This window comes from Chimaeribacter californicus, from assembly GCF_002858675.1.
GTDB lineage: Bacteria > Pseudomonadota > Gammaproteobacteria > Enterobacterales > Enterobacteriaceae > Chimaeribacter > Chimaeribacter californicus.
In genome coordinates, this window is record NZ_PJZF01000001.1 from 541840 (window position 1) to 559709 (window position 17870).

General features: G+C 59.1%; 17 protein-coding genes and 1 pseudogene. 5 read left to right on the forward strand and 13 right to left on the reverse strand.

The window, feature by feature from the left end; genetic code table 11:
• Nucleotides 1–110 precede the first annotated feature (110 nt).
• From araC to CYR55_RS02535, 4 genes are all read left to right on the forward strand, one after another.
• A complete protein-coding gene (gene araC, locus CYR55_RS02520; protein ID WP_101814567.1) occupies nt 111–1043 on the forward strand; it encodes an arabinose operon transcriptional regulator AraC in 933 nt (310 codons plus the stop codon).
• A gap of 99 nt (nt 1044–1142) precedes the next feature.
• Complete coding sequence (locus CYR55_RS02525; protein ID WP_101814568.1) at nt 1143–2186, forward strand: oxidoreductase; 1044 nt, start codon at nt 1143–1145, stop codon at nt 2184–2186.
• Between the two features lie 85 nt (nt 2187–2271).
• Nucleotides 2272–3303 (forward strand): bile acid:sodium symporter family protein, encoded by a 1032-nt coding sequence (locus CYR55_RS02530; RefSeq protein WP_101814569.1) that lies wholly within the window; start codon nt 2272–2274, stop codon nt 3301–3303.
• Between the two features lie 102 nt (nt 3304–3405).
• Nucleotides 3406–3936: an isochorismatase family protein gene (locus CYR55_RS02535; protein WP_101814570.1), complete on the forward strand. Its 531-nt coding sequence runs from the start codon at nt 3406–3408 to the stop codon at nt 3934–3936.
• Here CYR55_RS02535 and CYR55_RS02540 read toward each other — a convergent pair.
• The 4 genes from CYR55_RS02540 to CYR55_RS02555 all read right to left on the reverse strand — a co-directional run bounded on the left by CYR55_RS02540 (nt 3933) and on the right by CYR55_RS02555 (nt 8171).
• Entirely contained in the window at nt 3933–5042 is a 1110-nt protein-coding gene (locus CYR55_RS02540) for an endonuclease/exonuclease/phosphatase family protein (protein WP_101814571.1), read from the reverse strand. The two genes, CYR55_RS02535 and CYR55_RS02540, sit on opposite strands and share 4 nt — an antisense overlap.
• A gap of 124 nt (nt 5043–5166) precedes the next feature.
• Nucleotides 5167–6168, reverse strand: a complete 1002-nt coding sequence (add, locus tag CYR55_RS02545) for an adenosine deaminase (RefSeq protein WP_101814572.1) — start codon at nt 6166–6168, stop codon at nt 5167–5169.
• A gap of 159 nt (nt 6169–6327) precedes the next feature.
• Nucleotides 6328–7425, reverse strand: coding sequence for a diguanylate cyclase (locus CYR55_RS02550; RefSeq protein ID WP_101814573.1), 1098 nt, complete (start codon nt 7423–7425; stop codon nt 6328–6330).
• Between the two features lie 200 nt (nt 7426–7625).
• A complete protein-coding gene (locus CYR55_RS02555; protein WP_101814574.1) occupies nt 7626–8171 on the reverse strand; it encodes a YfaZ family outer membrane protein in 546 nt (181 codons plus the stop codon).
• Nucleotides 8172–8544: 373 nt separating this feature from the next.
• Here CYR55_RS02555 and CYR55_RS02560 point away from each other — a divergent pair, with 373 nt between their 5' ends.
• Complete coding sequence (locus tag CYR55_RS02560; protein ID WP_101814685.1) at nt 8545–9276, forward strand: YoaK family protein; 732 nt, start codon at nt 8545–8547, stop codon at nt 9274–9276.
• A gap of 180 nt (nt 9277–9456) precedes the next feature.
• On the opposite strand, the pseudogene CYR55_RS02565 reads toward CYR55_RS02560, so the two are convergent.
• From CYR55_RS02565 to malX, 9 genes and pseudogenes are all read right to left on the reverse strand, one after another.
• A pseudogene (locus CYR55_RS02565) lies at nt 9457–10029 on the reverse strand (P-loop nucleotide/nucleoside kinase family protein); the annotation flags it as partial.
• A gap of 2 nt (nt 10030–10031) precedes the next feature.
• Nucleotides 10032–10469 carry a PTS sugar transporter subunit IIA gene (locus CYR55_RS02570; RefSeq protein ID WP_101814575.1) on the reverse strand — a complete coding sequence of 146 codons (438 nt, stop codon included), beginning with the start codon at nt 10467–10469 and terminating at the stop codon, nt 10032–10034.
• 9 nt (nt 10470–10478) lie between these two features.
• Nucleotides 10479–10745 (reverse strand): hypothetical protein, encoded by a 267-nt coding sequence (locus CYR55_RS02575; protein WP_101814576.1) that lies wholly within the window; start codon nt 10743–10745, stop codon nt 10479–10481.
• A 167-nt stretch (nt 10746–10912) separates the two neighbouring features.
• Nucleotides 10913–11755, reverse strand: coding sequence for a class II fructose-bisphosphate aldolase (locus tag CYR55_RS02580; protein WP_101814577.1), 843 nt, complete (start codon nt 11753–11755; stop codon nt 10913–10915).
• Nucleotides 11742–13109 (reverse strand): PTS sugar transporter subunit IIC, encoded by a 1368-nt coding sequence (locus CYR55_RS02585; RefSeq protein WP_101814578.1) that lies wholly within the window; start codon nt 13107–13109, stop codon nt 11742–11744. The genes CYR55_RS02580 and CYR55_RS02585 overlap by 14 nt, the downstream gene beginning before the upstream one ends.
• Entirely contained in the window at nt 13102–13416 is a 315-nt protein-coding gene (locus tag CYR55_RS02590) for a PTS sugar transporter subunit IIB (RefSeq protein ID WP_101814579.1), read from the reverse strand. The genes CYR55_RS02585 and CYR55_RS02590 overlap by 8 nt, the downstream gene beginning before the upstream one ends.
• A gap of 11 nt (nt 13417–13427) precedes the next feature.
• Nucleotides 13428–14408, reverse strand: a complete 981-nt coding sequence (locus CYR55_RS02595) for a 6-phosphofructokinase (RefSeq protein WP_101814580.1) — start codon at nt 14406–14408, stop codon at nt 13428–13430.
• A gap of 428 nt (nt 14409–14836) precedes the next feature.
• Complete coding sequence (locus tag CYR55_RS02600) at nt 14837–16018, reverse strand: MalY/PatB family protein (protein WP_101814581.1); 1182 nt, start codon at nt 16016–16018, stop codon at nt 14837–14839.
• Between the two features lie 52 nt (nt 16019–16070).
• Nucleotides 16071–17681, reverse strand: coding sequence for a maltose/glucose-specific PTS transporter subunit IIBC (malX, locus tag CYR55_RS02605; RefSeq protein WP_101814582.1), 1611 nt, complete (start codon nt 17679–17681; stop codon nt 16071–16073).
• Nucleotides 17682–17870 lie beyond the last annotated feature (189 nt).

Here is a 17870-nt window from a genome sequence, read left to right on the forward strand (position 1 = left end):
GCAAAGCCACTTCTTGTTCACATTTCCATAACCTTATCGGGCGGCAGGCTTGCCGCCCGATAGACTTGTCTGCAATGTGTTGAGTTAACGCGTTGATGTTGGAGGCTCAGATGTATCACCGCATGATCCAGGAACCGCAACCCAACCCGCTGCTGCCGGGTTATAACTTCAATGCTTATTTAGTCGCCGGGCTGACGCCGATCATGGCCGATGGCCCGCTTGATTTCTTTGTCGACCGGCCGGGCGGCATGAAGGGCTTCATCCTGAACCTGACCATCAAAGGGCAGGGCAAAGTCTTTGACGGCGAGCAGGCTTTCTATTGCAACCCCGGCGACCTGCTGCTGTTCCCGCCAAAAGCCTCACACCATTATGGACGTTCCGCCAACAGCGACTGCTGGTATCACCGCTGGGTCTACTTCCGCCCGCGCGCCTACTGGGCCGACTGGCTGGAGTGGCGCAGCAAAACCAATGAAGTCGGGCGCCTCACGCTGCCGGACAATACGTTGCTGCTGGAGTTCGACCGGCTGTTTGCCAATATTGAACAGACCCAGCGCTCCGGCCGCCGCTTCTCTGAGGAGCTGGGCATGAACCTGCTGGAGCGCCTGCTGCTGCGGGCGATGGAAGAAGATCCGCAAAGCCCGCAGAAAATCCTCGACCCGCGGGTGATTGAAGCCTGCCAGTTCATCACCGGTAACCTGGCGGGGGAGCTGCGGATTGATGAAGTCGCACGCCACGTCTGTTTGTCGCCGTCACGGCTGGCGCACCTGTTCCGCGAGCAGGTCGGCATTAATATTCTGCGCTGGCGGGAAGACCAGCGGGTGATCCGCGCCAAACTGCTGTTGCAGACCACCCAGGAGTCGATCGCCACCATCGGCCGCGTGGTGGGCTACGACGACCAGCTCTACTTCTCCCGCGTGTTCCGTAAGCGGGTCGGCGTCAGCCCCAGTGATTTCCGCCGCCGCAGCACCGAGATCAACTACCCGGCGCGGCCTTACCGTGAACGCCCGTGGCCGGAACAGGAGGTCGCCGGTTACCGTTACTAGCGCACAGCCTGTTAAAATCAGTTAACAATTAATTTACTCTTGTTCTGCCGCCTGTCATGGTGTCAAATCGTGGCAGGTTACTGTTCAAGAGGATGTGAAATGGCTGAAAAAATTCGTGTCGGGCTGGTGGGTTATGGCTATGCCAGTAAAACCTTCCATGCGCCATTGCTGGCGGGAACGCCGGGCCTGGAACTGGCGGCGGTCTCCAGCAGCGATGCCGGTAAAGTGGCGGCGGACTGGCCGTCCCTGAAAGTCGTAAAAGATCCGCAGGCACTGTTTGATGACCCCAGTATCGATCTGGTGGTGATCCCCACCCCGAATGAGACCCACTTCCCGCTGGCACAGGCCGCGCTGACCGCCGGCAAGCATGTGGTGGTGGACAAACCCTTTACCGTGACGCTGGCGCAGGCGCGCGAGCTGGAGAAGCTGGCGGGCCTCACCGGTAAGGTGCTGTCGGTGTTCCACAACCGCCGCTGGGACAGCGACTTCCTGACGCTGAAATCCCTGATCGGCGAGGGCCGCCTCGGCGACATCGTCTATTTCGAATCCCACTTTGACCGTTACCGCCCGGAAGTGCGCAACCGCTGGCGCGAAGGCGGCGGCCCCGGCAGCGGCATCTGGTTTGATCTCGGCCCGCACCTGATTGACCAGGCGCTGCAGCTGTTCGGCATGCCGGATAACCTCTACGTTGACCTCGGCATGATGCGCCCCAACGCCCGCGCGGTGGACTACTTCCACGCCATCCTCAGCTACCGCAACCTGCGCGTGGTACTGCACAGCACCGTCTACGCCGCGGCCGAAACCCCGCGCTTCACCGTGCAGGGCACCGAGGGCAGTTATGTGAAATTTGGCCTCGACCCGCAGGAAGATCGCCTGAAAGCGGGTGACCGCCTGCCGCAGGAGGACTGGGGCTACGACATGCGCGACGGCGTGCTGACGCTGGCACATGACGGCATGATGGCGGAGAAATCGGTGCTGACGCTGCCGGGCAACTACCCGGCCTACTACGCGCAGGTGCGGGACGCCATCACCGGGCAGGGCAACAACCCGGTTACCGCCGCAGAGGCGATCCGGGTGATGGAGCTGATTGAGCTGGGGCTGGAGTCGGCCGGCCAGAAACGCGCCCTGCCGGTCAGGGCGTAATCATCATGCAGGCACCGGTGCGCCGGTGCCTGTTTTTTTTAGCTGTGCGTTGAAGCGCTTTATTTTAGATTGAAGGGAACGCGTCATGTCGTGGTTGCAACGTCTGCGGATAGACACTTTTTTGCTGGTTCTGGTGGCGGTGGTGATCCTCGCCTCCCTGTTCCCGTGTGAAGGCAATGCCAAACTCTTTTTTGAATACCTGACCACCGCAGCGATTGCGCTGCTGTTCTTTATGCACGGCGCGAAGCTGTCGCGTGAGGCGATCATCAGCGGGATGGGCCACTGGCGGCTGCACCTGGTGGTGTTCCTCAGCACCTTTGCCCTGTTCCCGCTGCTGGGGCTGGCCATGCAGGCGCTGGTGCCGGCGGGCATCCTGACGCCGACCGTCTACCTGGGTTTCCTCTATCTCTGTGCGCTGCCGGCAACCGTGCAGTCGGCGATTGCCTTTACCTCGGTGGCGGGCGGCAACGTCGCAGCGGCGATTTGCAGCGCCTCCGCCTCCAGCATCCTCGGCGTGTTCCTGTCGCCGCTGCTGGTCGGCGCGCTGATGCAGACCCAGGGCGGCGGCAACAGCCCGGACGTGCTGCACGCCATTGAGTCGATTATCCTGCAACTGATGGTGCCGTTTGTGATTGGCCACCTGTCGCGCCCGCTGATCGCCAATTGGGTGCAGCGCCACAAAAAGCTGGTGAATATCACCGACCGCTCCTCGATCCTGCTGGTGGTCTACACCGCGTTCAGCGCGGCGGTGGTGGAGGGGATCTGGCACCAGATTGACGGCTGGTCACTGCTGTCGATTCTGGTGATGTCGCTGGTGCTGTTGGCGATTGTGCTGGTGGTCAACACCTGGGCTGCGCGGCTGCTGAAGTTCAACACTGCCGATGAGATAACCATTGTGTTCTGCGGCTCCAAGAAAAGCCTGGCGAACGGCATCCCGATGGCCAACGTGCTGTTCCCGGTGGCGGCAGTCGGCGCGATGGTGCTGCCGCTGATGATCTTCCACCAGGTGCAATTGATGGTCTGCTCGGTGCTGGCCGCCCGCTACGCCCGCCGTACCGCCGCGCAACAGGCCGCCGCCGCCCCGGAAACGGCGGTGAAACGCCCGGCGCGCCGTTAACGCTCTTCTCATAGCGCGCCATTAACGCGACTCGCCCGGCGCGCCGTTATTCCCTTTCTCCCGGCGGGGATTCTTCCCCGCCATTTTTATGCCAGGAACACCATGAACCGGAACATTCTTGTTGTTGTGGATATGCAGAACGGGGTGTTTGCCACCCCGCGTTTTGACCGGGCCGGCAGGGCAGCGCGAATCAACGCGCTGATCGCCGCCGCTGACCAGACCATTTTCATCCTCCATGAAGAGGGAGAGATGCAGGCGGGCACGGAAGCCTGGCAGCTGTTGCCGGAATTGCAGCCGCCGCCCGACGCCATTATGGTGAGCAAAACCGCCTGCGACGGCTTCTGGCACACGGAACTGGCGGCAACGTTACAGGCGCTGGATGCCCGCGACTTCGTGATCTGCGGCTGCGCCACCGATTACTGCGTGGATACCACCATTAAGACGGGCAACAGCCGGGGCTACGCCATCACCGTCGCGGCGGATGCCCACACCACCGCCGACCGTACCTGGGCCACGGCGGAGCAGTTGATCGGCCAGCATAATGAGGTCTGGGCGGGGCTGACCATGCCGGGCAACCCGATCCGGATGGAAACCAGCGACGCCATCCTCAGCCGCTGGCGCACCGGCCGCTAAATATCAAGATCCACCCACAGGGCGGCGTGGTCAGAGCCGGCGTTTTCCGGCTCCTTGATCTCCGGGTAGGCCTTCCATTTCACCGGGCGCACGCCGGGCCACATGCCTTTGCGCAGCACGCCGCCCGCTTTCACTTTTTCCCACAGCGCCGGTGACAGCAGGATATAGTCGAGCTTGTTGTCTGCCGCGCAGTTGCCCCAGGTGCCGGGATACCCGCCCTGATCGAACGCCGGGTGGGTGAAGGCGTCACGCAGATCCGTTTCTTTCAGCAAGGGTGCCAGCGCGTCGCTGTCGGGCGTGTCGTTGAAATCCCCGACAATCGCAATCAGCGGGTGGCCCTCAGCCACGCGCTGCTGGTAGATCGCGCTGATCCGCTCCGCCTGCTGGCGGCGGCGGGCGTCAGAGCTGCCTTTGCTGCCGTAGCCCTTACTTTTCAGGTGGTTGACCAGCACCCACAGCGTCTCGCCGGAGGCGAGCGGGATGCTGTATTCCGGGCAGTCACGCGAGAAGATCAGCGCCTCGCCGTCGCGGTCATCCACGTGGCTGCGCATCTCGCCGATCGGGTACGCCGCGCCGGTCATCAGCCCGACATCAATGCCGCGCGTGTCGTTGCCGTCAATCACCATCACATGGCGGAACGGTTCACCGCCCAGCGCCTTGACGATCTCCTGGTTAAACGCCGCCAGCGATGGGCGGCTCTCCGCCTCAATCACCGCCAGAATGTCCGTCTGGAGATCGATCATTACTTTGGCGGTGACGCGCATCGCCACCTCATTCACCGGCTCCTCAATCAGCTCCAGCGAGCCGACCCAGTCAGCGCGGCCCCCGGCGGTGATCTCCACGCCCCCGGCGCGCGGCCGTTTCAGCAGTGCGCCGCGGTTGCGCCGCAGGAGAACAAATGGCCCGGTGTCGGACTTCTCCAGCCCCAGATCCACCATTAACGCCACCATTTTCTTTTTCATTGCGTCGGTGTAGGTGATCTCGCCCAGCAGTTCATTCAGGGCGGCGAACTTCTCCAGCACCGGCTTCCCTTTGCTCCAGCCTGCCTGATCCATGACCGCCGCGCGGTCGAACAGGTTTTCCACGTTATACGATGCAAGACGCATAGCCATCTCCTGTGTTGCGCTGTTTTCAGCGTAGTCAGGGCAGAGGGTTTTGCCAGCTGGGGAAAGGGAAATCAGAAAAAGGGGCGGGGGAACCGGCGCAGGCGGGGAACCTGCGCCGGAAAGCTTAGCGGGCGCTGACCTTGTCGCGCAGCGCCTGTTTTTCGGCGTCGGTGATAAACGCCATCGTCAGGCCGTTCTCCTGCGCCTGGCGGATTTCAGCCGCCGTCAGCCCGGCTTGCGGGGCGGCAACCTGGTACTCGTGCGGCAGCTCGATGCCCTGGACTGCCGGGTCATCGGTGTTGATCGAGGCCAGCACGCCGTGGCGCAGGAAGGTGGCCAGCGGGTGCGCGGCCAGCGAGGAGACGGTGCTGGTCTGGATGTTGGACGTCAGGCAGGATTCAATGCCGATCTGGTGCTCCGCGAGGAAATCCATCAGCGCCGGGTCTTCCACCGCTTTCACGCCGTGGCCGATGCGCTCTGCACCCAGTTCGCGGATCGCCTGCCAGATGCTGTCCGGCCCCGCGGCTTCCCCGGCGTGCACGGTGATGCGCAGCCCGGCGTCACGTGCGCGGGTAAAGTGGCTGAGGAACAGGCTGCCGGGGAAGCCGAGCTCATCCCCGGCCAGGTCCAGCGCGGTGATGCCGTCGCGGTTCGCCAGCAGGGCGTCCAGTTCACGCAGGCAGGCCTCTTCGCCAAAGGTACGGCTCATGATGCCGATCAGCCGCACCTCGGTACCGAAATCACGGCTGCCGGCACGCACGCCGTCAATCACCGCCTCCACCACGCCCGCCACCGGCAGGTTGTGGGTCATCGCCATGTAGCCCGGCGAGAAGCGCAGCTCCGCATAGTGAATACCGGCCCGGGCCGCATCTTCCACGTTTTCATAGGCGATGCGGCGGCAGGCCTCCAGCGAGCCGAGCACCGCCACGCCCAGATCCAGCTTTTGCAGGAAGCTCACCAGATCCGGCTCGTTTTTCATCACCTGCACGTGCGGACGCAGCGCTTCCAGCTCGGTGGCGGGCAGCGGGTGGTTAAACTGGCGACCCAGTTCCAGGATGGTTTGCGCACGGATGTTGCCGTCAAGGTGGCGGTGAATGTCAGTCAGGGGCAGGCGGGAATCAATCATGATGTGCACTCGTTGTTGTGGTCAGCAGAAAGTTGCCGATAAAAGTGCATATCAGTATAAAAACAAATGGATGAAAATTTCCATCAGGTTGCAGTAGAAAGTGACCATAATCACATTATTGCGTACCGTATCGCATTTCTGTGCAACCCAGATCGTTGGCTATTTCACCACGGCGGTCGCTTCTGTTGGGTGAACCGGTATACCTTCCGCCAGCGATACGCCGTCGCGGCCGTTACGCTTAACGTGGTAGAGCGCGCGGTCGGCATTGCGCAGCCATTCATGGATCGAGGCGGCGTCACCCGCTGACGCGATGCCGATGCTTACCGAGCAGCGGAATGCCGCTGAGGCGGGCAGCCGGATGCGTGAGATTTTATCCCGCAACGTTTCCGCCAGCGCCACGATGCGGCTGTCATCGGCATTACGCACAATCACCCCCAGCTCATCCCCGCCGAAACGGGCGGGGATATCCTCCAGGCCGACCTCATTACGCAGCAGCGCTGAGATCTCCGCCAGCAGGAAATCCCCGGTTTCATGGCCGAAGGTGTCATTGACCTGCTTGAAATGATCCACATCCAGAATCATCAGGTAAGCGGCACTCTCGCCACGCCGGGTGCGCAGCAGCTCGCTCTCCAGCCGCCGCTCAAACAACCGGCGGTTAGGGATTTGCAGGCCGGGGTCCATCAGGGCGATGCGCTCCAGCTCGCGGTTCTTGTTACGCAGGCTGAGGGTCAGATGGTAAGAGACGGTGCTGAGCGCCAGCATATAGCAGGTGGCCAGCGGCAGGGTCAGCCACACGGTGAGCGTGCTGAAGGTCAGGTGCAGCGGCACACCGGCGGCCGTCCACGCCAGCAGGAAGGCGACAAAAAACGCCGCCAGCGCCGGTTTCAGCTGCGGCCAGCCCCCGGCCGCATACCGGTCAGAGGCCAGCACCGCCATAATAATCAGGGAGGGGAGCGGGCTGAGCCCCATCAGCGCCACCCAGATGCCGCCAAAGGCCGCGTCCAGGGTGAGGTGGTGCCGCTCCCGGCCTATCGGGTCAGCCGCGGTGCGCGCCAGCCGGTAAGCCACCCCAGGCCAGATAAAGGCATTCACCGCCAGCAGGGCATAAAAACTCCGCGGGCTGTTCATGGCCATCAGCACCGACATGATCGGCACAAAGCATAAAAAGGTACCCAACTGCCGCATGATAAACATCCGGCGCACAAACCGCAGAGCACGTAACGTCAGGTGACTGTCGTCAGGGGAGTAATAGTTCATGAGGGGGCAACATAGCAGGAAGGTATCAGACAGTTTACCGGGTTTTCACCTGAAACCGGATCACATTTTACGAATTTCCTTAAGGGAACAAGGCCATGCCGTGGGGCCTTTTCCCGCTTTTCAGCAAGGAAGAAGCGTGTTACGCGCGGGTGAAACAGAACAGGGCGGCCGCAGCCGCCCTGTGATGGCCGGGGGGCCTATCAGAAACGCAGGGACGCGCCAACGTAAGGGCCGTCGATCAGGACGTTATCTTTGCGGCCGTCTTTGTTGTCCAGCTCAACATACTGGTAACCCACGCGCAGGTTCAGCAGGGAGATCGGCGTGAAGCTCAGGCCGCCTGACGCTTCCTGGTAGTTCTCCAGATGTTCGGAGAAGGCTTCCGGCGCGTAGTAGTACTCACCGTAGAGGCCCCACATGTTATTGAAGCTGTATTGTGCGCCGGCACCCACCGCCACACCGAAACCGTCTTTGCCGTCTTCCGGGTGGGTGAACAGGGCTTTGGCCGTCGGGGCCACGCGCAGCGGGCCGGCATCAATGTTGTAACCCAGCGCCAGGCCGGTGGTGCTGCCGTCGTGATCGCTGCGCAGCCAGTTGCCTTTCAGGAACAGGCCGGGGGAGGTGGTCCCCAGGCCCAGATTCAGGTTGGTGTTGTGCTCACCCACATCCACGCTGCCTTCAATCGCCTGCGCTGCGCCGCTGATCAGCGCCAGGCTTACTACGCTCCCGGTAACAAGTTGCTTAAACATACTTCCACTCCCTTAAGGAAAATTAATCCGGCGCAAAGGGTAAACAGCCAGGGCAACGCAGACAACGTTATTCAGTAACATTTACGTAATAAGATGTTTCATATACAGAAACCCGTAGCCTATAACGGCGGCTCATGCGCGTTTCCGGCCCCGTCAGACGGGCATCTTTACATTTCTCTATAAAAACCCGGGCCAACTTGATAAATGAAAGTAAATGTAACAATTTGATGCAGATCAATTTTTGCTACCCAGCCCACAGACGCGTTGCCAGGTTATATGCTTTAGCAAGCATCCCGGTGTTTCAGGGAGCCCTTTGCCGGCAGGTGTGAAATGGCGGCGTTTGAAACAATACGTGGATACAACGGGTGGTAATGTGCTGATAAAAAAGAAGCGGGTAAGGTCACACACGGAAGATCGTTACCTGGCGCTGGTGCTGGCCACCACGGCAGGCATCCTGAACGCCATGGCACTGGGTGCCTTTGGTTTTTTCCCCTCCCACATGACCGGTAACGCCTCACAGATTTCCAGTGAGGTGTCGAGTTCCGATCTTAACGATCTGCTGTTTCTGGCGGTGCTGATTACCGCCTTTGTGATTGGCTCGGCCAGCGCCCGATTTGTGGTGGATACCGGCCTGAGGAATAAAATACGCACCATTTACTGCTTTGTTATTCTGGCAGAAGGGGTGGCGTTAACCCTGACGTCCGTATTTGAGACAGTGCTCTACTCGCCGCAAAACAACCGCGAGATCCTGGTATTGCTGGGCTTTTTGATGGGCATCCACAATTCCACTTCCACGCAGCTCTCCAACGGCCGGGTGCGCTCCACCCATATCACCGGCACCCTGACCGATGCCGGCATCGCGCTCGGCTCCTTTATCTCCTCTTTTATTACCCGCGCCGCACCGGATGACCGCCGCCCGCACAAGAAACAGCTGAACACCCACCTCACCACCGTGTTTTCCTTTCTCTCCGGGTGTATTGCCGGTTTGCTGCTGTTTAAGGAGTTTGGGTTTAATGCGATGATCATGCTGGGGATTTTTCTGGTGGCAGTCGCACTTTTATCACTGGTGGATACGCTGCGCACCGCCCGCAAAAGCCTCTACTGATGAGACAGGCAGCAAAAAGCCGCCTGCGGGCGGCTTTTACCGTCATCGTTGGGCCGCGGCCTTTCAGTCAAACAGATCGCTGCTGTGCCCGTTGGGGGCTGCGCCCCGGCAACGTTTTTCAACCCGCCGGCCGGGTACCACAGGCAGGAAGTACCGCTGCCGGCGCGGCACCCCCTGCGCCTGTAACCAGCGTCTGAGCCGGCGGATGTCAATGGCCTGATCCTGATCGATACTCAGCACCGGGCCTAACGCCATCGGGGCGGCCTGCGCCGCCAGCGCCCGCAGCTCCGGCAGGTATTCCGCACCGGGATGGCCCGGCGGCCGCTGTGCAAGGCGGCCAAGGTACCGTTCGGCAGCCCGCTCGCCGGAAATCTGGTTCCATACTTCCAGCACCCGTACCACGCCTGCGTCGCTGAGATAGCGGCACAGCACCTCTTTTGGCTGGAAGCCAAACCAGGCATCAATCACATAGATGCAGCGCGCCGGGGCCTGGGCCACCATCAGCCAGAGGGCCTCATAGGCGGCGCGGCCCAGCATGCGGTTCTGTTCGCGGTCAACAGGCCCGAGGCGGGCCATAAACGGCTCCTTAATACCGTCGAGCGTGAGGACGGGCAGCGTAAAATCCTGCGCCAGTTGCCGGGCAATACTGCTTTTCCCCGAGGCGGGAATGCCGTTGACCAGAATCACCGTTTTGCCCTGCGGGTGGGAAGGGGCCTTCGCCGGCGGAAAATGCCCCGGCTGAGAAAAGGACATCGTCATAATATCTCCACCACCTGTTGCCAGGCTGTCGCCGCCCGTAATTTTTTCAGCCGCACGTCATTATCCAGTAATTCCATAATGGCGCGGATCCCCTCCTGGATATGGCTGTTGCTGTCGGTGGCACCGAACATAATGATAATGTCAGCCCGTTCACTGTCGCCAAAGGCGATAGGTTCCGCCAGCACGACCATGCTGAAACAGTTTTTAATCACACCGCACTCCGGCCGGGCATGTGGAATCGCGATCCCTTCATCAAACACGTAATACGCGCCATGGGCCAGGGTATTGCTGATCACCGCCTGATAATAGGCGGGGTGGATATAGCCGTTTTCTACCAGCGGCCGGGCCGCCAGCATGAGAACCTGTTGCCAGTCGCTCTCCCGCACGCCGACCTGAATGGCGTTAGCCTCCATCAGCAGTTGTTTAATTGTCATAAGGCTCCCTCAAAGGGTTTTTCGGATGATATTTCTTAGCGCATCCATTTTGACAAACAGGGTATCCACCTGATCGCGCTGCCGGGTATTAGCGGCATACACTTTCAGCGCCCGGTTATATTCCAGCATCAGCGTTTTCTGAATATCCCGGTCTTCCGGCGTGGCAGAAAGCTGTGACTCCAGCCGGATGATGTTTTCTGTTATTTTATCAGCTTCCTGTGTATTTTGAGGCGTGGGTGCAGGTATTTCCTGCCGCCGTTTCAGAAATTCAAACATAGCTCTCTCCAGCCCCGGCGGGTGCCGGGGCACCAGGGTGTGATAATGAATAGCGTATCATTAAGCGCGTCTTTATCTGGGAAGAATAAATGAACGGTGCTTATTTAAAAACGTTGTCTATTTAAAAATGATGCGTATTTAAAAGGCTGGATTATTTAAAATCCGGCTTATTTAAACAGGTTAATTTTTTCGGTTAATACCTGTGTCACAGCATCGTTGGCCGGAATTAAAAATTTCCGCACGCTGTCATTCACTTTGCCTTTTTCAAACGCCTGTTTACAGCGGCCGACCCACTGCACATTCATTTCAGTACCGACGTTGACTTTCTCAATGCCCCCGGCCACGGCGCGGCGCATATCCTCATCACTGACGCCGGTGCCGCCGTGCAACACCAGCGGGGTATGGGTGGCGGCCGTGATCTCTGCCAGCCGCTGATGCTGGATATGGGCTTTGCCGGTATAAAGCCCATGCACCGTACCAACCGAGACGGCCAGCATATCCACGCCGGTCTGTTCAACAAAGTGCCTGGCGTCTTCCACCGTGGTAAACGCGATTGCCTCTTCTGCCACCTGTTTGCCGTCTTCTGCGCCGCCAATCGCCCCCAGCTCCGCCTCTACCGACACGTTATACTGGCGAGCAAGATCAATGACCTGGCGGGTATTGGCGATGTTTTCCTCCATGGGAAGATGGGATCCGTCATACATCACCGAGCTGAAGCCCGCCTCAATGGCAGTCCGGATGGCGGTTAACTCAGAGCAGTGGTCGAGGTGCAGACAGGTCGGGACATCCTCGCTCTCTGCCAGCGAACGTACCGCGTCTACCAGCAGTTTATAGCCCAGGTAGTCCGCCGTTCCGGTTGAAATCTGGATCATCATCGGGCTGTGGGTCTCTTTGGCGGCGCGGAAATAGGCCGGCAGCATCTCCAGGCAATGCAGGTTAAACGAACCGATAGCCTTAAAACCCCGGGCTTTTGCCACGTCGAGCAAGGCGTTGAAATTATAAAGTTTCATGGATCTTTTCCTCATGGTGCTTGGTTGATTTACCGTTGACGAACCACGCGATAAGCGTGATGAAGGCGATGAACAGGGCGACAAACAGCCAGTTATTCTGGAAGGCGTATCCCAGCAACAGGCCACTGCTGATGACATCTGAATCACTGAAGGTGACACCGACAAACCCATAGCTTTCCAGCATCGGCACCAGAATTGCCGGCAGGAAGGTGATAAACAGCCCGTGCACCACACCGCCGATCATCGCGCCACGCCGCCCGCCCAGCGCATTGCCGAAGATGCCTGCGGTACCGCCGGCGAAAAAGTTAGTGAGCAGGCCGGGCAGGATCATCGCCAGCCCAAACATCGGAAAGACGATCATGCCGATGATGGACCCCAGCGTGGTGGCGAGGAAGCCGACAATCACGGCATTGGGGGCATAGGGGAACAGCACCGGGCAATCCAGCGCCGGGACAGCGTTCGGGACGATGCGCATCGCAATGCCGCGGAACGCCGGCACCAGTTCATTGAGCAACAGGCGCACACCGCTGTAGAGGATAAAGACCCCGGCCACAAACTGGATCGCCTGCATAAAGGAGTACATCAGGTAGTTCATGCCGCCGGAAAAGGTGGCGATAAACTGCGGGCCGGCGGCCAGCGCCGGGATCAGGTACATCGGGATCATTACTACCGCCATCGACAGGTAGGTATCCTGAAGGAAGCGGAAATTGGGCGGCAGCGTCAGATCCTCGGTAGAGGGCGAGCCTTTGCCGACCACCTTGGCCACCGCCGCCTGCACCAGATAGCCGAGGGTGCAGAAGTGCCCCAGCGCGACCTCATCTGAGTCCGTAATGCGGCGTACCACCGGTTGCGCCAGCGCCGGCATCGCGACCGCCATGATGCCGCCGAAGATGCCGCCGGTGAGGATCAGCGGCAGCCCGGTCAGCCCGGCCTTATAGCCAATCACGGTGCCGATGGTTGCCATCCACAGCATGGCCTGGCCGGTCAGGAAGATGTATTTGAACGGCGTGATGCGGGCAATCAGGATATTAACGGCAAAAATCACCATCAGGGTGAGGGCCACTTCCGATCCCAGCTCACGGTTCGCCAGCCCGGCAATCGCTGCCACATCGGTGATATAGCCGGTCATACCGAACCCGTGGGTGAAAATGCTGTTGAGGTAGGTGAGTGCGCCCACAATAATCGTGATGCCGGCCATCATGATCAGAAAACCGAGCAGGGTTTTAAAGGTGCCCTCAGCGACCTTGCCGAACGATTTCTTTTGCAGCAGCAGGCCGATCATGGCAATAAAGGCGATCAGAATCGACGCCTGCCCCAGCAGATCGTTGACGATGAAATGGATGACGCTATTCATGGCGGCCATCCTTCATATCCCGGGCCTTCAGGAAGGCCACAATCTTCTGCTCTATTTCTGTTTTGTCGGTCAGCTTATTTAAAATAATCACCCGCCGCTGCTCCTCTTCGCTGGCATCGGCATTTAAAATATCCGCGAAGGTTTTTTGGGTCAGGATAATATCAGAGTTAAATGCGCTGGCTTCCGAAATAGTGGTGTGATCAATATCGGCATCGATTTCCAGTTTTTTTAATACCGCTTTGGCGCTCATTTCGATAGCAAAGCTGGAGCCTAAGCCACAGCCACAGACGCACAGTATTTTAAGCATGGGGTATCTCCTCAGATGATATGTAATTGTCTGGCGAGTCTGTAATGGTGTCCTTCGGTATCCACCAGACGTTTTTGCATACTGATTAAATCAATGGGGATGGGTTGATTGCCGGCATTAATAATAATCGCCTTATTCTTCATGCCTGACTGAATACAGCGGACGACCTCTGTCGCCATCAGGGTTCCCTGATAAATCTCTTCACCGGTCGGATCACCACTGCGCAACCCGTAGCCAATCAGGGTCTTGCGGATCCGCACTCCGATTTTGGGTTCCAGCTGCGTGATCAGGGTGTCAATGGCACCCTGGAAGCCGGGCGTATATTCTTTGGTATAGCCCTCTGAACATAAAATAATCACGCTGTTCTGCCGGCTGAGTTTCTGGGTAATTCTTTCGGCCAGCGCAGCAGGAGATTGCTGGCACTCCGGGATCAGCGCCATATCAGCGTTGGATTTAATGGCAGACTGCAGGGTTAATTCCCCGCAATAGCCGCCCAGCAGCTCAATCATAAATACCCGGCCCGGCAGCGCGCGGCCGGTATTGCGTAATTTACTGACCTCTTTCACCACCTGTTCACAGGCGGTAGAAAAGCCCAGGGTGTAACAACTGCCGAAGACATCATTGTCAATCGTCATGCCGACGCCGAAACAGTTCACGCCGAATTCACTGAGCGTGTGTAAAAACTGCAATGAGCCATCACCGCCGGCCATAATAAGGACATCAATATGCAGCGCCCGTAATTGTTTGCTGATGGTTTCATATTCGCTGCGCACCAGTTTCCGGCTGGTGCGCCCGGAGGAAATAACCGGTACCGCTGAAATAGACAAATCCACCAGGTCGCGTTCAGAAATAGCCTGATGGCGATTAGCCACTATTCCCGGAATGCCGCCCTGAAACAGAATAATGCTTGCCTGAGCCAGTTTAGCCACCTGGAAAATAAAATTATTTATCCCGGAAACATCACCGCCGCTTATCATCATGCCGATTCTCATTGCTGCTCTTCTCCGCCTTTGAGGATGAGCTATTGTCAATTTTGGTATGCCTTAAATTTGCAGGCGACTTCACAAAACATTGACAAATCCTGGCGGCTGTCGGGTTGACAGGGGGAAGAGAGCACGCTTTTTTGCGAGCTAACTCTCATTTCAGGCGTCATAAAGTCAGAGGTGATTGAGGATATAATTATTACAAATCAATAGGATAATAAATAAGCGGGCGGGCGCGTTTCACCGGGCAGGAGGGCAGGTAAAAAGCGCGGGAAAAAGGTAACGAAATTGTGATTTTTCTCGCATTTTTCTGGGATCGAGGATATTTACGTGGGCATTTATCGCCCTTAAAAAATAACCGGCAGGAGGATAACGGGATAAAAAAAGATAAAGGCCACGCTGTTTGCATGGCCTTTAATCAGCGAAACCGTGTGGAATTACTTTTCAGCCAGAACGGCCGTTATGGCATTCATCATCTTATCTATCCCCGCATCCAGTTTGCTGCGTGAACAGCCCACATTCAGCCGCAGGAAACCGGCACCCTCCGGGCCGTAGGTGCTGCCTGCCATGATTGCGACGCGCTCCTGCTCAATCAGTACCTGCTGAAGCCGCTGGTCATCCAGCGCCAGCGGCCGCAGATCCAGCCAGGCGAGGTAGGTGGCCTGCGGCGGTTGCCAGTTGAGCAGCGGAAACGCCCCATTAAGCCGCGCGGCCACATGCCGGAGGTTCTCCGCCAGATAGCGGCGCAACGCGTCCAGCCAGGGCGCACCCTCCCGGTAGGCGGCGATATGCGCCACCAGCGCCAGTACGGCAGGGGAGGAGAGGCCGTCGCGCCCCTTCAGGTGGTTCAGATAGGTATCCCGCGTGACGTTGTCACTGATAAATCCATAGGCACCGGTCAGCGCCGGGATGTTGAACGATTTCGAGGCTGAGGTCAGCAACGCCCACGGTGCGCGCGCCACCTGCGGCCAGGGCGTGTGGCGGTTTTTGCCCCAGACCATGTCCATATGGATTTCATCACTGATCACCCGCACGCCGTGGCGTTCACACAACATCGCCATCTGCTGCAACTCCTCCCGCTGCCAGACTTTGCCGGTCGGATTGTGCGGGCTGCACAGCAGCAGAATTTTGCATTCCGGCCGCGCCAGCAGCGCCTCAAGCGCCGCCATGTCACAGCGCCAGGTGACGTTGTCACGTGTTAGCGGACAAGCCAGCACCTGCCGCTGGTTGCCTTCAATCGCTTTATAAAAGGCATCATAGGCGGGCGTGTGAATCACCACTGCGTCACCGGGGGCTGACCAGAGCCGGATGAGCTCTGACACCATATAGATAACCGACGGGCCGTACACCGCCATCCGGGTATCTATCGCGGTATCAAACCGTGTCTGGTACCAGTGGCGCAGCGCGCCGAGGAAATCTTCATGCTGCCAGCGGCTGTAGCCCAGCACGCCGTGTGCCAGCCGTTGTTGCAGGGCGGCCAGCACGCAGGGCGCGGTGGGGAAATCCATGTCTGAGATGGTAAACGGCAATAGGTCAGCCCGGCCGAAGCGGTCTGCAACAAAATCCCACTGGGTACACCAGGTGCCGTGCCGGTCAACCGGGGTGGAAAAATCAACCATAGCTCTTTCCTTACTTTTTACGTTATCGGGGCGGCCACGCCGCCCCTTTACGTTACGCTGTCACTAATGAGGATTGCCGCTCAACGGCCATCAGCGCGTCCAGCTCATCTTTGACGGATTGCACCTGCGGGCCAATCACCACCTGCACGTTGTGCTCATTCAGGTGCACCACGCCAATCGCCCGCAGCGCTTTCAGCGCCGCATCATCCACCGCCGCCATGTCGTTGACCGACAGGCGTAAACGGGTGATGCAGTTATCCAGCGAGATGATGTTTTCCGCACCGCCGAGTGCCGCCAGGATCGCCGGGGTGTTATAGCCTGACTTGCTGCCGGTAGCGGCCGGGGCCGCGCTGACGCTCCCGGTGCTGTCCGGCTCGCGGCCGGGGGTGTTGAGGTTGAAGCGCAGAATGGCAAAGCGGAACAGCCCGTAGTAGACGGCGAACCACACCGCCGCCACCACCGGCACCCAGTACCATTTGGTGGCGGTGCCGTGCAGGATGCCGAACACCACGAAATCGATCACATTGCCGTCGGTGTTGCCGATGGTGACATCCAGCAGCGCCATCACAGTAAAGCCCAGCCCGGTCAGCAGCGCGTGGATCAGGTAGAGCACCGGCGCCACAAACAGGAACAGGAACTCAATCGGCTCGGTAGTGCCGCCGATCACACAGGCAACCACGCCGGAGATCAGCAGCCCTTTCACTTTGTGCCGGTTAGCGGGGCGGGCGCAGTGGTACATCGCCAGCGCCGCGCCCGGCAGGCCACCGAGGAAGGCCGGCATCTTACCCTGTGACAGGAAACGGGTGGCGCTGTTGGCAAAGCCGTGGGTCTCCGGGCAGGAGAGCTGCGCCTGGAAAATGGTCAGCGCGCCGCTCACCGGCTGGCCGCAGACGTCCAGCGTACCGCCCGCCTCGGTGAAGCGGATCAGCGCCACCAGGATGTGGTGCAGGCCAAACGGCAGCAACAGGCGCTCGCCGCTGCCGAAAATCATCGGCCCGAAAATCCCGGCACCGCTGATCATCCGCCCCAGCGCGCTGATCCCGGCGGCAAACCACGGCCAGACCAGCGGCACCAGCAACCCGGCGATGCCGAGCACTACGGTGGTGATAATCGGCACAAAGCGCGTGCCGCCGAAAAACGCCAGCGCATCCGGCAGGCGGATGGTGTGGAAACGCGCGTGCAGCAGGTACACCAGCACGCCGACAATCACCGCACCGAGGATCCCGGTGTCAATGGAGGGGATGCCCAGGATCATCTGGATGTTATTGGCCTTCAGCACCAGCGGGTCATTGGTCGGCAGCACGCCATTGGCGGTGAGGTAGAAGTTGGTGGCGAGGTTTAGCACCGCAAAGCCGACAAAACCGGAGAACGCCGCCACGCCTTTGTTGTCCCGCGCCATACCGAGCGGAATGGCGATGGCAAACATCACCGGCAGGAAGCTGAAGGCAAAGGAGCCGACTTTGCTCATCCAGGTGAACAGCAATTGAAACAGCGGGTGGCCCAGCGCCGGTAACAGGGTGATGACATCACGGCTGCTGAGTGAACTGCCGATGCCGAGCAGGATGCCGCAAAAAGAGAGCAGGGCGACCGGCAGCATAAAGGTTTTGCCGAGGCTCTGGAAAAACTCCCAGAGGGTAATGTTGGGGCGGGTGGGCACAGACATAAATGCTCCTTGCAAACGTCAGGTAAAGGATGAGTAAACTGGGTAAAATGTGAGGGTAAATCAGGTAAAATAAGATAAAACGTTTTACCTGAGCGGTCTGAGCGGCGGATCACAGTTGCTCATCGTCGCTTTGCTGATGCCGGATCGGCCCGGTAAAACCGGGTCAGTCAGGGTACAATGCCCGCTTTC

Bases quoted from the DNA above. Each gene is read 5' to 3' on its own strand.
- CYR55_RS02590 (WP_101814579.1), bottom strand. From the start codon at position 13,416: ATGCTTAAAATACTGTGCGTCTGTGGCTGTGGCTTAGGCTCCAGCTTT.
- araC (WP_101814567.1), top strand. From the start codon at position 111: ATGTATCACCGCATGATCCAGGAACCGCAACCCAACCCGCTGCTGCCG.
- CYR55_RS02585 (WP_101814578.1), bottom strand. From the start codon at position 13,109: ATGAATAGCGTCATCCATTTCATCGTCAACGATCTGCTGGGGCAGGCG.
- CYR55_RS02525 (WP_101814568.1), top strand. From the start codon at position 1,143: ATGGCTGAAAAAATTCGTGTCGGGCTGGTGGGTTATGGCTATGCCAGT.
- CYR55_RS02595 (WP_101814580.1), bottom strand. From the start codon at position 14,408: ATGAGAATCGGCATGATGATAAGCGGCGGTGATGTTTCCGGGATAAAT.
- CYR55_RS02530 (WP_101814569.1), top strand. From the start codon at position 2,272: ATGTCGTGGTTGCAACGTCTGCGGATAGACACTTTTTTGCTGGTTCTG.
- CYR55_RS02540 (WP_101814571.1), bottom strand. From the start codon at position 5,042: ATGCGTCTTGCATCGTATAACGTGGAAAACCTGTTCGACCGCGCGGCG.
- CYR55_RS02580 (WP_101814577.1), bottom strand. From the start codon at position 11,755: ATGAAACTTTATAATTTCAACGCCTTGCTCGACGTGGCAAAAGCCCGG.
- CYR55_RS02550 (WP_101814573.1), bottom strand. From the start codon at position 7,425: ATGAACTATTACTCCCCTGACGACAGTCACCTGACGTTACGTGCTCTG.
- CYR55_RS02570 (WP_101814575.1), bottom strand. From the start codon at position 10,469: ATGACAATTAAACAACTGCTGATGGAGGCTAACGCCATTCAGGTCGGC.
- add (WP_101814572.1), bottom strand. From the start codon at position 6,168: ATGATTGATTCCCGCCTGCCCCTGACTGACATTCACCGCCACCTTGAC.
- CYR55_RS02555 (WP_101814574.1), bottom strand. From the start codon at position 8,171: ATGTTTAAGCAACTTGTTACCGGGAGCGTAGTAAGCCTGGCGCTGATC.
- CYR55_RS02535 (WP_101814570.1), top strand. From the start codon at position 3,406: ATGAACCGGAACATTCTTGTTGTTGTGGATATGCAGAACGGGGTGTTT.
- CYR55_RS02600 (WP_101814581.1), bottom strand. From the start codon at position 16,018: ATGGTTGATTTTTCCACCCCGGTTGACCGGCACGGCACCTGGTGTACC.
- CYR55_RS02575 (WP_101814576.1), bottom strand. From the start codon at position 10,745: ATGTTTGAATTTCTGAAACGGCGGCAGGAAATACCTGCACCCACGCCT.
- malX (WP_101814582.1), bottom strand. From the start codon at position 17,681: ATGTCTGTGCCCACCCGCCCCAACATTACCCTCTGGGAGTTTTTCCAG.